The sequence below is a fragment of the Streptomyces sp. DH41 genome (genome assembly GCF_029813785.1).
Lineage (GTDB): Bacteria > Actinomycetota > Actinomycetes > Streptomycetales > Streptomycetaceae > Streptomyces.
Genome location: NZ_JARVKY010000001.1, coordinates 552,239 through 566,841 on the forward strand (window position 1 = coordinate 552,239; position 14,603 = coordinate 566,841).

Genomic DNA, 14,603 nt, shown 5'->3' on the forward strand with positions numbered 1-14,603 from the left:
GAATCACGGGCCGGCTCGCACCCAGCCGGCGAGCCGGCCCGTCATCCAGAATCTCACCCACCTCCGACATCAGGAGCGCTGCAACCGTGTCGTCCTCGTCCTCAGCGGTGATCGAAACCGTCCTCGAACAATCCTCTCGCGTTCTGCAGACATATGCGGTGGATCCCGGCCTAGTCGCCGAGCACGCCAATGGCGAGCGTCGTATCACGCAGGGCGGATACGGCGACCGTCAGCTCTTCGAGCTCGTGCAGAACGCGGCCGACGAAATCGCGAACGAACCCGGAGGACGCATTCATGTGGTCCTCACGGAGACCCACCTGTACTGCGCCAACGAAGGAAGTCCGGTCACCCCGGAGGGGGCGGAGACCATCCTTCGAATGAGCATGTCGAAGAAGCGCGGTGGGCAGATCGGACGGTTCGGGGTCGGCGTGAAGTCGGTCCTCGTGGTGACCGACGCGCCGGAATTCTTCAGCCGCACCGGGAGTTTCGGATTCGACCGCGCCTGGACCTACGAGCAGATCAAGGCCGTGCCCGGGGTGACGGAGCGCTACGGCCCGGAGTTCGACGCCCCTGTCCTGCGGATGGCCCGTACGCTCGACATGCCCGCCGAACGCGCCTGTGACCCCGTACTGGACAAGCTGTTGGCCTGGGCGACCACGGTCGTCCGGCTTCCGCTGCTCCCGAAGGCCGACGACCGGCTGGGCAAGGACATGCACGGCAATCGCGGCAAGGACCACGGTGAACCCCGCGAGGAGTTCCCGGTCGGGTTCCAGCTCTTCTCGCCGCACGTCGCCGAGGTCGTACTGGAGGACCACCGGCCCAGGCCCATCCTGCGCCGGACGCTGACCGGGCAGCAGGCCGGTGACCTGCACACCGTGACCGAGGAACGCACGGGGAAGGCTCTCTCCACGGAACATTGGCGCGTGTTCACCACCACGCACGAACCGGGTACGGCGGCCCGCGCGGACGCCGGAGAGCTGCACAACCGGGTCGCGCTCGACCTGTCCTGGGCCGTCCCGGCGCTGGAACGGGACTCCGAGAGCGGCCTGTACGTCAGCCCTCGCTCACGCGGACGCGGCAAGTTCTGGTCCTTCTTCCCCACCAAGTACGAGATGTCGCTCAGCGGCGTCCTCAACGGGGCGTGGAAGACCAACGAGGACCGACAGAACCTGCTCGACTCCTCCCCGTTCAACCAGGAGATGATCAGGGTGTCGGCGAAGCTGGTCGTCGATTCCCTCCCCGGTCTGGCCCCGGCCGAGGACCCCGCCGCCTATCTGTCCCTGCTGCCCGGCCGTGTCAAGGAGTCGATCAGTTGGGCCGACGAGTTCCTGACTCGGGAGATCTGGACCCGCGCCGCCACGAACCCCTCGCTGCCCGACCAGGACGGCGTCCTGCGTGTCCCCGAGCAACTGCATGTCCACCCGCGCCTGGTCAAGGATCCCAAGCAGCTGACGCAGTGGTTGCGGATGTGGCACGAGTGCCCGGGACGCCCGTCGGACTGGTTGCACCCGAGCGTCGAGGCGGACGCCCTGCGTTCCGGCAAGGTCGAACACATCCTCGGCGCTGCACGGCAGGAACGGGCCGGGGTCCGCGACTGGCTGGAGGCCCTCGTCGAGAGCGGCACCGCCGAGGCGTCGTCGGTGGCCGTCCGCATCCTCGCCGACATGGTCAAGAAGGATCTCCCCTTCGCCGACGAGGCCCGCAAGGCACGCGTCGTGCTGACCGAGGAGCACGGGTTGGTCGCCCCCGTGCACGGCAAGGTGTTCCGTCGGGCCGAGCACCAGGACGGGCTGCGCGAGTCCACGGTGTACGTCGTCGACGAGCTCGCCCAGGATCCGTCGCTGGCTCAGGCACTCAACATCCTCGGCATCCGTGAGGCCGACGCCGAGGGTCGGTTCGCCAGCGTCCTCGACCAGGGCTTCGACCACTACGGGGAGTCCGACTGGGAGCGTTTCTGGGAGCTGTTCCGCCAGGCCGGCATCCGTCGACTGGGCCACAAGGTCCTGGAGCGCGTGCCCGACCCGCGCACGACGCTCCGGGTACGGACGGTCGACAAGCGCTTCCGGTCGGTCGCTGACTGCATGCTGCCCGGCGTCGTGGTCGTCGCCGAGCGCGACCCGAGCGTTGCCGTCGACATGACGTTCCACTCCGACGACACGTCCTTCTTCTCCCTGATCGGCCTGCGGGAGCGGCCGGCCGGCGGCGTGCAACCGCGGGCCGACGAGCCCTGGTTCGAGGAGTACCGAGCAGCCGTCCACGCGTCCTACCTGCGCTCTCTGGACAGCCGTGCCCCTCGCCCCGCGCTGAACCGGATGAAGGTCGAGGGTGCCGCCGTCGGTGGTCCTCTCCATCTCTTCCGCGCACTGTCCGAGGAGTCCCGCGCAGCCTTCCTGAAGGCACTGCCCGACGACGCCGTGGTGGACAACTGGACGCGTCAGTTCGGCGCCCAGACCGGCACGCGGCAGGCGGTGACTTCCCCGATCCGCTGGATGCTGCGCAAGTACGGCAGGGTCGCAACCTCCCAGGGGATCAAGCCGCTGACGGAGGCCGTGGGCCCTCAGCTCGCCGCCTACCGCGATGTGCTGCCGGTCGCCGACATCTCTCCCGAGAAGGCCCGCAAGCTGCGGTTGCCGATCACCGTCGACGAGGTTCCCGCCGACCGCTGGGACGCGCTCCTCGACGAGGTGTCCCGCAGCGAGGACGACTCCTTCGTCGGCGCCACCTACGTGATGCTGACCAGGTTCGGGGCGGACTTCCCCGAGGACTCCCTCACCCGCTGCCGGATCGGTGACACCTGGGGCACCCGCCCCGACGACGAGATCACCCTCGCCGTCGGCGCCACCGAGTACCGGGCCCTGCGTGCCGAGCAGCTCCCCGCGCTGCTCGTGCCGAGCGCCGAGGATGCCGAGCTGATGGTCGAGAAGTGGGGCATGCTCCGCTACGCCGACGTGATCAGCAGGGAGACCCGTGAGGTGCCCGAGGGTGACCCCGTCCTCCTCGTCGAGCTGTTCCCCGCCCTGCGGCAGCGTCTGAACAGCGGCAACCGGAACAGCAGGGTGCAGCGGTGCACGGAACTGGAGGAGGTCACACGTACCCCCAACGGCACGCACGCCTCTCCCCTGGACTCCGTACGCCAGGACAACACGGTCAAGGTCCGTGTGCCGCAGGAGCCCGAGCCGATGCTGCGGCTGATCGACCGCGAGCTCGGCCTCGGTCTTGGCGCGGCCGGCTGCCGCGCGGTGCTGGAGCAGCAGGACCGCATGGTCAAGGACAGCGCCCTGAAGGCGGCACAGAAGGCCGTGCGCGATGCCGAGGACGTCGTGGCCCAGCTCGAACTACTGATCGGTGCCGAGGCGCTCAGGGCCGGCCTGCCAGAGGGGCTGATGGACGCCGAGCTGCAGGCCACCGGCGGCGTGGAGCCGTCCGGGCGACGCATCGCGCAGATGGCGTTCAACGCGCACGGCGACGGGGTGCTCCAGCAGCACGCCCGGGACATTCAGGCCCGCTTCCCCAACGCACCTGTGGGGTACGGAGGTTCGTCGTCCGCCATCGCGTTCGTCTCCGATCTGCGCCTGCCTGTGACGTTCGCCGGTTCCAGGACTCCCTCACCGCCTCCCTTCGAGACGGTCGAAGGGCCTCGGGACTTCCCCAGGCTGCACGACTACCAGGAGGACCTGGTACGGAACATCTCCACTCTGCTCGACCGACTCGCCCCGCAGCGCGGCATGCTGTCCCTGCCCACGGGCGCGGGCAAGACACGGGTCACAGCCGAGGCAGTGATCCGGTGGGTGAAGCGGGTCGGCGATCTCAAGGGCCCCCTGCTGTGGATCGCGCAGACCGAGGAACTGTGCGAACAAGCGGTGCAGAGCTGGAAGTTCGTCTGGGGAAAGGTCGGCGCCGAGCGACCGCTGACCATCAGCCGGCTGTGGGGCGGCAACGAGGTCGGCAACGTCGTCGACCACCCCCACCTGGTGGTCGCCACGGACGCGAAACTGGAGCGGTGCCTGAGCACCGACCAGTACGCGTGGCTGCGTGATCCCGCCCTGGTGATCGTGGACGAGGCGCACACCGCGATCTCCAAGCGGTACACGGAGATCCTCGGCCTGATGGGCCTGACCCAGTACGAGACGCAACGGCATCTGCTCGGCCTGACCGCCACCCCGTTCCGCAACACCAACGAGGACGAGACCCGCCGGCTGATCACCCGCTTCGGCAACCGGCGGCTCGACGAGGGCGTGTTCCCCTCCGGCGACCCGTACCGCGACCTGCAGGAGTGGGGCATGCTCGCCCAGGTCGAGCACCGCACGCTCACGGGTGGCCGGATCGAACTGAGCCAGGACGAGAAGACCCACGCCGATCGCATGGCGATGCTGTCCCGCGCCGCCGAGCAACGCCTCGCCGACGACCACGAGCGAAGTCTGCGCATCGTCGAATCGGTGGCCGCACTGCCGCCGGACTGGCCGATCCTGCTCTTCGCGACCTCCGTCGACCACGCCAAGTATCTCGCGGCCATGCTCAACGACCGAGGTGTCCGGTCCGCCGCCGTGGACTCGACGACCAGTGCGCAGGACCGTCGGACGCGGATCGAGAATTTCAGGAACGGCCGCATCCGTGTGCTCACCAACTACGGTGTTCTCACCCAGGGGTTCGACGCACCAGCGACCCGGGCCGTGGTCGTGGCCCGACCGGTCTACAGCACCAACGTGTACCAGCAGATGATCGGTCGCGGCCTGCGTGGCCCCAGGAACGGCGGCAAGGACACCTGCCTGATCCTGAACGTCGACGACAACATCGCCAACTTCGACACCGCGCTGGCCTTCACCCAGTTCGAGCACCTCTGGAGCCGTACGTGACCGACGTCTACCTCGACAGTCCGCCGCTCACCGCAGAGCAGCGGGCCGTCGTCGAGCAGCCCTGGGACGCGCGGGTCCTGGTCACCGCCGGGGCCGGCGCGGGGAAGACGCACACACTGGTGCGTCGGCTCGACGCCCTGTGCGGGCACGAGGACCCGGAGGAGTCCCTGGACGCGGCCGACATCCTGGTACTCACCTTCTCCCGGGCGGCCGCCCGGGAGTTGCGTGAGCGCATCACCCGGCACGGGGACCGGGCGCGCCGAGTGCGCGCCCAGACCTTCGACGCCTGGGCGTACGGCGTCCTGGTCCAGGCGTACCCGGACCGGGAGTGGGCCACGACGTCCTTCGACGAGCGGATCAGAGCCGCCACGGAGGCCGTCGAGGAGGGCGTGCTGGAGTCCGGTGACTCGATCCCGCCGTCCCACGTGGTGATCGACGAGGTGCAGGACCTGCTGGGAGATCGTCGGGAACTGGTGGAGGCGCTGCTCGACCGGTACCAGGACACCTGCGGTTTCACCGTGGTCGGTGACGCGGCCCAGTCCGTGTACGGCTTCCAGATCGAGGACCCTGCCGAACGCAACGACGAGACCGGTCGGTTCTTCGAGTGGTTGCGCAGCTCGTACCCCGACGACCTGGTGGAACTGCACCTCACCGAGAACTTCCGGGCCGTCACACCGGAGGCACGCATCGCGCTGTCGCACGGCCCTCGGCTCCAGCAGGTCCGGGACGCGGACGAGGCCGCCACGCTCTACGAGGAACTGCGCGACCTCCTCGTGGCCCCGGTGAACACACTGGCCGACCTCACCGACGAGTACACGCTGCAGGGTCTGCGGGACCTCGACGACACCTGCGCCATCCTCACCCGCGACAACCGACAGGCCCTGGTGGTCTCCCGACTGCTCCACGAGAACGGCATCGGACACCGGCTGCGCCGCCCTCTCGAGGAGCGGCCGGTGCCCCACTGGGTGGCCGAGCTGCTGCGCCGTACCGAGGCCACCGGTCTGCCCGAGGACCGGTTCCGTTCGCTGCTGGAACAGATCCCGCTGGCCCACGAGCCGAACGCGGGTGCCTTGTGGACGGTGCTGCGACGCGCGACCCGCTCGCCCGGGCGCACCGCACTCGACCTGGACCGGCTGCGCCGCCTGGTCGCCGACGGTCGTTTCCCCGACGAGGCGGCCGACCCGGAGACCGCGCGGATCGTCGTCTCCACCGTGCACCGGGCCAAGGGGCTGGAGTTCGACCGGGTGATCGTCCTGACTCCGCCGACTGTCGCCGAACTCCAGAAGCAGCACGGCACGGAGGCGGACCTTCCCGCTGAGGCCCGCGCCCTGTACGTAGCGATGACCCGTGTCCGACAGGACCTCTATCACGTCCGCTCCCCCGAATTGCCGATCGTCAAGAGGGCGGGGAACCGCAAGACCGGTCGGCGGTTCGTCGGCGGATGGCGGTCGTACGACAGGTTCGGCGTGGTGGCCGAGGCCGGCGACGTGTGCCGGGACAACCCGCCCGGGCACGCGGCGGACGCCGTGGCGACCCAGGCCTACCTTTTGCGCGAGGTCGGTCCCGGCCAGGAAGTGCTGCTGCGCAAGCGTCACGATCTTCCGGCGGGCGAGGCCCAGAGCCCGCCGTACGCCCTGCTGCACCGGGGACGGGAGATAGGCGAGGCGTCGGAGCGGTTCCGGCAGGAGCTGTTCCGGGTGCAGAAGGTGAGCCGGACCTGGGACCCGTGGTGGCCCGACGAGATCCGCGGCCTGCGGATCGACACCTTGGAGACGGTGACGGGCAGTGTCGCGGCCGGTGCCAACGCCGGCCTGGGCGACCGAGGTGTGTGGACCGTGCCTCGGATCACCGGCATCGGCATGTTTCGACGGGCTGACAACGAAGAGGAGCAGGGCGCATGACGCACGTGGCAGGTCGGCACTCCGAGCACTATCGGGTGCGGGACGAGGAACTCCTCGTGGGACTGCGCAGGGAACTCTTCGGCCCCGCCGAGGAAGCGACACCGGAGGACCGGGACGAGGTCCTCGCCGAGGACGCGCCGATCGACCGCTACCTGACGGGCGTGCTGTATCCCCGTGCCTCGCGGGAGCGGAGGTCGGAGAACGCCGCCGAGCAGGACGGCCTGGACGCGGTGCCTGTCCTCGCCCGGGAGGACGCTGAGGAGTCCGGTGCCGCGCAGGAAGCCGGTGTCTCGGGCGACAAGCGTCCGTCCTCCATGGGCCTGACCTTCGCGGTCGACCCGGCCATAAGCGAAGAGATCGTGATCTCGACGCGCGCGGCGGTCTACGAGCCCACCGACGCCGACGGCAACCCGGTCCCGGCCCGCCGCGCCGAGGCCCGGACCGTCGCGGAGCAGCGGGAGCGGTGGCGGCGCAAGGAGCTCCAGCTCCCCGAGAAGACCGTCGACGTGACCGCTCCGACCCCGGGCGAGCTGATCGAGCTGGTGCCGGACAAGGCCGCCCTGCACGTCATCGTCCGCCGACCCGATCCGGTCAGCGGCACGGTCACCGTCACGGTCACGCTGATCAACCGGCAGAAGGTCGGTGAGCGGGATCTCCAGGACGCCTTCGCCCTGTTCCAGTGCGGCTTGGTGGTCTGGGCCGCCGACGGCACGAGCGCCTTCGTCGAGCGCCCCGCCCCGGCCGCCGCACACGACCCGGAGATCGCCACCAGTCGGCTGCTGCACCGCCACGCCCCGACCTTCGCCATCGGCCACGGCTGTGCCGCCGCCTGGGACTGGGTTCCGTCGCCGATCGGCATGACCGACACCCGCAAGGCCGCCGTCCCCGAGGTGCGCAGCGACTTCGTACCCAGCGTGGAGGTGTTGCTGACCGACTCCAACCCGGAGATCGACAGCTCGTCACTCTCGATGCTGGGCCTGGCCGAGAAGTCCGACGCCGAGGTGCTGACCGCCCTGGAGGCACTGGCCACGGGCTATGAGGACTGGATCGCCCGCAAGTCGACGGAAGCCGACGCTCTGGCGGGCGGCCCCCACGAACCGCCCTCGCGGGATCAGGTCGACGCCTGTCGCGAGGCGCTCGGCCGGATCCGCGAGGGCATCGAGCTGCTGCGGACCAAGCCCGACCTTATGCGGGCGTTCCGGCTCGCCAACCGTGCCATGGCCGACCAGCGTGCCCGCAGCACCTGGGTGAAGGGCGGACGCGTCAGCAGCCCCGATCCGTCCGCCGGCCGTTGGCGCCCCTTCCAGATCGCCTTCCTGCTGCTCTGCATGGCCGGCATCGACGACCCCGAGCACGACGACCGGAAGATCTCCGACCTGCTCTGGTTCCCCACCGGTGGTGGCAAGACCGAGGCCTACCTCGGTCTGATCGCCCTGACGTCCTTCCTGCGCCGCATCCGCAAGGGCGCGAACGGCGGCGGTGTCACCGTCCTCATGCGCTACACACTGCGGCTGCTCACCCTTCAGCAGTTCGAGCGTGCGGCGATCCTGCTCTGCGCCATGGAGCACATGAGGCGTCTCACGCCCGAGCTGGGCGACGAGCCGTTCTCCGTCGGCATGTGGGTGGGACGCTCTGCCACCCCGAACACGCTGGCCGAGGCCGCCGGCAGGCTCGACGAGCTGCGCGCCGACCTCGACAAGCGTCTCGCCACCGAGAACCCCGTCCAGCTGCACGCCTGCCCCTGGTGCGGGACCCGGCTCGACGCCCGGGACTACGAGGTCGACGAGGACGCCAAGCGGATGCACGTCCGCTGCCCCGGCGCGGACTGCGCCTTCTCCGGCGGCCTCCCCGTCCATCTGATCGACGAGGCGGTGTACGACGCGCGTCCGACGTTGGTGATCGCCACCGTCGACAAGTTCGCCTCGATGCCGTGGCGTCCCGCTACCTCCGCGCTGTTCAACCGGGACGACCCAAGCGACGGCACCCCTCCCCCGGAGCTGATCGTCCAGGACGAGCTCCACCTGATCTCCGGCCCCCTGGGGACCCTCACCGGCCTTTACGAGACCGCTGTCGACGCGCTGGCGGACCGGCCCAAGGTGATCGCCTCCACAGCGACCATCCGCCGTGCCGCCGACCAAGGCCGCCACCTCTTCGCCCGCGATGTACGGCAGTTCCCGCCCGCCGGCCTGGACTCCCGCGACTCGTGGTTCGCCGTGGAGACCCCGCCCGAGGAAAAGGCCAGCCGCCGATACGTCGGCCTCCTGGCTCCCGGCACCAGTCAGTCGACACTGTTGATCCGCACGTACGCCACGTTGCTGCATCGGGCCCTGCACGCGGACACCGACGACAAGGTGCGCGACGCCTACTGGAGCCTCATCGGCTACTTCAACAGCCTGCGGCTGCTGTCGGCGGCCGAACTCCAGGTCCACGACGACGTGGTGGCCTATCTCGAGCTGCTCGCCGACCGCGAAGGCGTGGCCGTGCGCTCGGTGGCCAACTACTCGGAGCTGACCAGCCGGATCGACGCCAGCGAGATCCCCACGCGCCTCAAGGGCATCGAGAAGAGACTCCCGGACGAGGACACCGTGGACGTCCTGCTCGCCACCAACATGATCGCGGTGGGCGTGGACGTGGACCGGCTCGGGTTGATGGCCGTGATGGGCCAACCGCAGACGACCGCCGAGTACATCCAGGCCACGAGCCGCGTCGGCCGCGCCCATCCCGGCCTGGTCGCCGTCATGCTCAACTCGGCGCGAGCCCGCGACCGTTCGCACTACGAGAACTTCCAGCACTACCACTCGGCCCTCTACCGGGAGGTCGAGTCCACCTCCGTGACCCCGTTCTCCGCCCGCGCGCGTGAACGAGGACTGCACGCGGTGATCGTCGCCCTCGCCCGCATCCTGATCCCGGCCGCCCGCCCGAACGAGGGCGCCGGTCAGGTCGAGTCGTACGAGCACATCCTTCGGGGCGACATCAGGGCCCTTCTCCTGGACCGCGCCCGCGCGGTCACTCCCTCTGAGGCCGAGGCCGTGGAGCAGGGCTTCGACGAGTTCGTCGACTGGTGGTGCAAGGTTGCCGATGCCCAGGGAGGGTTGCTTTTCGAACCGAGGCGGGGCAACCGTGCCCCTTCGATCCTGAAGTCGTACGACGACTCCAAGGACCGCAAGGCGTGGCCCACCCTGTGGAGCCTGCGCGACGTCGACGCCGAGTCTGCTCTTTTCCTGGAAGGAAACCGATGACCCCGCCCACCGCCCGCCGCCGTCGGTCTGCGGCGAACGGCACTACCCCGGCCCTCAGCCTCCCCCGCCGCGGCGAGATCCGCCGGGCCCAGGCGATCAGTACGTACGGCGTCGGGTCGCTCATCGCCGTCGACCACGAGTCCTTCGTCGTCTCGGGCTTGGACGAGGCCGACCAGAGCTGGAGCCAGGACGAGTCACCCGTCGTCTATGAGCAGCGACTGGCCCGACTGCTCGATGTCTACTACTTCCGGCTGTCGCCGGCATCCGACGACACCAGCAAGGACGGCCTTCGGGTCCGCCGCTTCCCCTTGATGCACTCGTGTCCGGAGTGCAACGACCTGCAGCCCCACCGAGACTTTTCTCCGCCCGCCGGTCGAAGCGTCTGTGGCACGTGCGAGGTGGACCTCGTCCCCTCCCGTTTCGTCGTCGCCTGCGAGGACGGGCACCTCGACGAGTTCCCCTACTGGCAGTGGGTGCACCGCTCGCCCGACCGTGATGCCACGAGGATCGGAAAGTGCGGCGGCAAGCTGAGGATGCGCACGACCGGACGCACCTCCTCGCTCCGCTCCATCGTCATCTCCTGCACCTGCGGTCAGGTGCCCGAGGTATCGATGGAAGGTTCCTTCCGTAGGAACGCGCTGAAGGACCTGCGCCTCACCTGCCGAGGCGCCCGCCCGTGGCTCGGCGTCTCCGCCGCGGACCCGGCGGGGTGCGGTCTCCCGTTGCGCACCCTGCAGCGCGGTTCCTCGTCGGTGTGGCAACCGGTGCTGAAGTCGGCGCTCTCCATCCCCCCGTGGAGCAGCGGCCGCGCGGATCCGCTCGCCGAACACTGGGCCAAGCTGAGGAAGTACGACAACCCCGCTCGCATCGAGGGCTATCTCGATGCCGTCTTCGGTGACGAGAAGTGGCCCCTCCCCCTGGAAGAAATCCTGACTCTGCTCGACGCGGAACGCGAGGAGGACCCGGACGGCGAGACGGCACCCACCTTCGACCACCGCTACCGCGCTCTGCGCAACAAGGAGTACGAGCGCCTACGCTCGGGCAACGACGAGAGCGAGCAGTCCCGTGATGACCAGTTCGTTTGCGAAACACCACTCGGTGATCCAAGCGTGCTCCAGCCACTCGGGATCACCGGCCCGATGCTCGTCAAGAAGCTTCGCGAAGTGCGGGCCCTGAAGGCGTTCACCCGTCTCCTCGACGCCGAGTCGACGACCGACCCGAAGGAGATGCCCCTCTCCCAGAAGCCGCTGCACTGGCTACCCGCCATGGAGGTCCGGGGCGAGGGGGTCTTCCTGCGCCTGGACGAGAGCCGCCTGGACGCCTGGGAGAAGGCGCCGGCCGTGGCGGCCCGGGTCGAGCGCATGCGTACCGCTCACCAACGGTTGCTCGAGCAGCGGGCCGACGACCCGAGCCAAGCCGTGGCGTCCCCGGCGACGCCTCGCATGGTGCTGTTGCACACCTTTGCCCACGTGCTCATCAACGAGTGGAGCCTGGAGGCGGGCTACCCGTCCGCCTCCTTGCGCGAGCGCTTGTACGCCGCGGACGACATGGCCGGGGTGCTCGTCTACACGGCGACGAGCGATTCGGCGGGCAGTCTCGGCGGTCTCGTCGCCCAGGGCGAACCGGAGCCCCTCGACCGCGCGGTGCGTTCAGCGATCCGCCGGGCCGAGTGGTGCTCCTCCGACCCACTGTGCATGGAGGCCGAGGCGGCCGGCTCGACCGGCACGAACCTCGCTGCCTGTCACGCCTGCGTGATGCTCCCGGAGACGAGCTGCGAGCACAACAACATCCTGCTCGACCGCGCGCTGCTGGTGGGCACGCCCGACGAACCCGCCCTGGGGTTCTTCGCGCCCCTCGCCGAAGGCTGACGCTTGGCGCCTCGACTCACCGGCGTACCGCGAAGCCCTCGGCCTCGAACCGCACCTGGGCACGGTCCAGCACATCGTCGGCGTCATGGCCGTGGGCGCTCAGCCAGTGGAGGAGGTCGGTGATCACGGAGAGCCGCCTCCTCCCCCTCGGTGATGCCGAGTCTCCCGGACCGTGGTCCGGGCTGGGATCCATGGGCGCCGTAGAACCCGATCACCGCCTCGACCCGGGTCATCCTGAGACAGCCGTCGTGGCCACTCACCGGCGGGAACCCCGTGGCGAGTTCGCACCAGGTGACCTTCCGGTCCGCACCGAGCTGCACGCCCCACCGGTCCGTGACCGCCCCGACCAGCGCCATTCCCCGGCCCCCTTCCGACTCGACGTCCGCGGCCACAAGCGTGGGCAGGGCTCGGATGTCGGGGTCGTGGACCTCGATGCGCAGGAAGGTGCCGTTCAGCCGCACCGCCAGCGTCGTCGGTGTACCGACACCCACGTGAGTGATGACATTGGCCACGAGTTCGCTCACGCAGAGCTGTGCCTCGTCCACGAGGTCCCGCAGCCCCCATGCTCCGAGGTACGCCCGCACGTGGCGTCGTAGGGTCGCCACCTCCTCCTCCAGTGCCGCGAATTCCACAACCCACGACGGCTGCGTCATGCATGCAGTTGGGATCACTCCCGACCTCCCACACTCGTGGGCCCGAGGCAGACGCCAGAGCGCCGCACCGGTCCCGCACCGGTCGTCCTGCTTGCCAGCATGGCCGGCGCGCATCCCGCTATGCAATGTGCACGGAGAGAATCCCACCTTCGGGTGATTGGCGGATGTATCCCTTGGCACAGAGACTGAACGCCGTTCGGACGAAGGGGGCCCATCAGATGGCCGGATCACCGACGGCACGCCGCCGTCGCCTCTCCATCGAGCTGAAGAAGTTGCGGGAGAAGAATGCACTGACCTGCGCCCAGGTGGGAGCGGCTCTCGACTGGAGCGGTTCCAAGGTCAACCGCATGGAGACCGGCAGTGGGCGAGTCCAGCCCTCCGACGTGGAAGCGCTGTGCCGCTTCTACGAGACCACCGACGAGCTGCGGGAGTTCCTCAAGTCACTGGCCAGGCAGGCGAAGACTCGTGGCTGGTGGCAGGTCCACGGGTCGGGGGTGCCCGAGTGGTTCTCCATCTACATCGGCCTCGAGCAGGACGCGTCGACGCTCCGGCAGTACCAGTGCGAAGTCCTGCCCGGGCTCCTGCAGATCGAGTCCTACTCCCGCGAGCTCCACACCTGCGGCTCCTACATGCCCCCAGAGGACATCGACCGCGCTGTACGAGTGCGGATGGAGCGTCAGGCGATACTCAGCGGCCCCGGGTCTCCGGACTGCTGGTTCATCGTGAGCGAGGGCGCCGTGCGCCGAGTCATCGGTGATCAGCAACTGATGCGTGCCCAACTGGAACACATACTGGAGGCCATGGAACAACCCAGCGTGACGCTTCAGATGCTTCCCTTCGATGCCGGTACCTGCCCCACTACGGGGCCGTTCACCATGCTGGGGTTCCCCGATCCGGAAGACCCGGACATCGTGTATCGCGACGGCATCACCGATGCGATGTACTTGGAGGGCGAACCTCATGTCCGGGAGTACAACCGGGCGTTCGACGAGTTGCGGGCCTCGGCCTTGAGTCCGCGGCGGACCATTCAGTTGATCAAGAGCGTTGTGAAGGAACACACACGGTGAACAACAGCCTCGACGGCTCCGAGCCGCCACGCACATGGACCAAGTCCTCCTACAGCAATGGCGCGGGGGGCGAATGCGTGGAGTGTGCCCGTGTCGGCGACGTGGTGTTCGTACGCGACACGAAGGTCGGCGACGCGTTGGTCGCGGGTCTTGGGGTCCAGGCCTGGCTTTCCTTCACACACGCGACAGAGCAGGGGTGGCCAGAGGCTCACTGAGGGAGCGGAGCGCCGACAGAGCCCCCGACGAGCGGCAACCTGCGAGCGGCGGATCTCGGCGCGGAGCAAGCATTGGAAGCCTCACGGCAGGAACTGGAGGTGGCGCCCCGTCTCGGTCTGCCTCTCGGGCCTCGCCGCCAGGACGGTCCAGAGATACGCAGACCAGGATCGAGCCGACGGGCGACGCACCGGGGCTCGCAGTGGCATACGTGTACACCGGCGCCTCCGAGTAGTTCTGTCGACCTAGGTTTCACGGCAGCGCCCGGTGCCGTCCGCACCGACCCGTAGGCGTCATACCTGGCCGTCGGTCTGACCCTCGTTCCCGCCCTCGACGACGGTCAGGCCGGTACGCCCGCCGGCGTACGGGTCGGGGGTGTCGGCAGGGATGTTCTGCATGGCCTGCCCCTGGGCCGAGCCGTTGCCGTTGAAGACGAAGTCCGGCCGGATGCGCCAGTTGCGGCCCTCGCGGTAGATGAAACCGTGGGCGGCGAGCTGCTTGAGGCCGCGCGAGACAGAGGCCTGCGACATGCCCACCTGCTCGGCGAACCTCACCTGGCTCTCGACGAGGACGAGGCCGTGGTCCTTGCGGTTCTGGAGGGCGCACATCTTGTGGAACAGCTTGTACGCGCTGACGCTGAGGTCGGCGTCAGCGAGGGCGTTATGGGCCGCGTATCCCATCGTGGTGAAGCCTCCTCCCCTGAACCAGAGGGCATGAGCGGCTGAGACCGATGTGTGGACGGTGAAGTCGTTCACCTCGCCCGTCCCCTTGTTCACGGTCTCGATCCGGGTCACTCGCCGGGCCGCACG

General features: G+C 69.1%; 7 protein-coding genes and 1 pseudogene. 6 read left to right on the top strand and 2 right to left on the bottom strand.

Annotated elements, in window-relative coordinates; all coding sequences use genetic code 11:
* The first annotated feature begins 86 nt into the window (after positions 1-86).
* The 4 genes from QC283_RS02440 to QC283_RS02455 are packed head-to-tail and all read left to right on the top strand — an operon-like array spanning position 87 to position 11,861.
* Entirely contained in the window at positions 87-4,853 is a 4,767-nt protein-coding gene (locus QC283_RS02440; RefSeq protein WP_279559620.1) for a DEAD/DEAH box helicase, read from the top strand.
* The gene (locus QC283_RS02445) at positions 4,850-6,754 is read left to right on the top strand and encodes a UvrD-helicase domain-containing protein (protein WP_279559621.1); all 1,905 of its coding nucleotides are present in this window, start codon (positions 4,850-4,852) and stop codon (positions 6,752-6,754) included. The genes QC283_RS02440 and QC283_RS02445 overlap by 4 nt, the downstream gene beginning before the upstream one ends.
* Positions 6,751-9,993: a helicase-related protein gene (locus QC283_RS02450; protein ID WP_279559622.1), complete on the top strand. Its 3,243-nt coding sequence runs from the start codon at positions 6,751-6,753 to the stop codon at positions 9,991-9,993. Before QC283_RS02445 ends, QC283_RS02450 begins: the two co-directional genes overlap by 4 nt.
* Positions 9,990-11,861 carry a DUF1998 domain-containing protein gene (locus QC283_RS02455; RefSeq protein ID WP_279559623.1) on the top strand — a complete coding sequence of 624 codons (1,872 nt, stop codon included), beginning with the start codon at positions 9,990-9,992 and terminating at the stop codon, positions 11,859-11,861. The genes QC283_RS02450 and QC283_RS02455 overlap by 4 nt, the downstream gene beginning before the upstream one ends.
* 16 nt (positions 11,862-11,877) lie before the next feature.
* On the opposite strand, the pseudogene QC283_RS02460 reads toward QC283_RS02455, so the two are convergent.
* Positions 11,878-12,514: pseudogene (locus tag QC283_RS02460) on the bottom strand (ATP-binding protein).
* A gap of 218 nt (positions 12,515-12,732) precedes the next feature.
* Here QC283_RS02460 and QC283_RS02465 point away from each other — a divergent pair.
* Together QC283_RS02465 and QC283_RS02470 are read left to right on the top strand one after the other, a co-directional pair.
* Entirely contained in the window at positions 12,733-13,581 is an 849-nt protein-coding gene (locus QC283_RS02465; RefSeq protein ID WP_279559624.1) for a helix-turn-helix domain-containing protein, read from the top strand.
* A complete protein-coding gene (locus QC283_RS02470) occupies positions 13,578-13,796 on the top strand; it encodes a DUF397 domain-containing protein (RefSeq protein WP_279559625.1) in 219 nt (72 codons plus the stop codon). The genes QC283_RS02465 and QC283_RS02470 overlap by 4 nt, the downstream gene beginning before the upstream one ends.
* A gap of 291 nt (positions 13,797-14,087) precedes the next feature.
* Here the strand turns inward: QC283_RS02470 and QC283_RS02475 are convergent, their stop codons facing one another.
* Positions 14,088-14,570, bottom strand: coding sequence for a hypothetical protein (locus QC283_RS02475; protein WP_279559626.1), 483 nt, complete (start codon positions 14,568-14,570; stop codon positions 14,088-14,090).
* Positions 14,571-14,603: the final 33 nt, after the last annotated feature.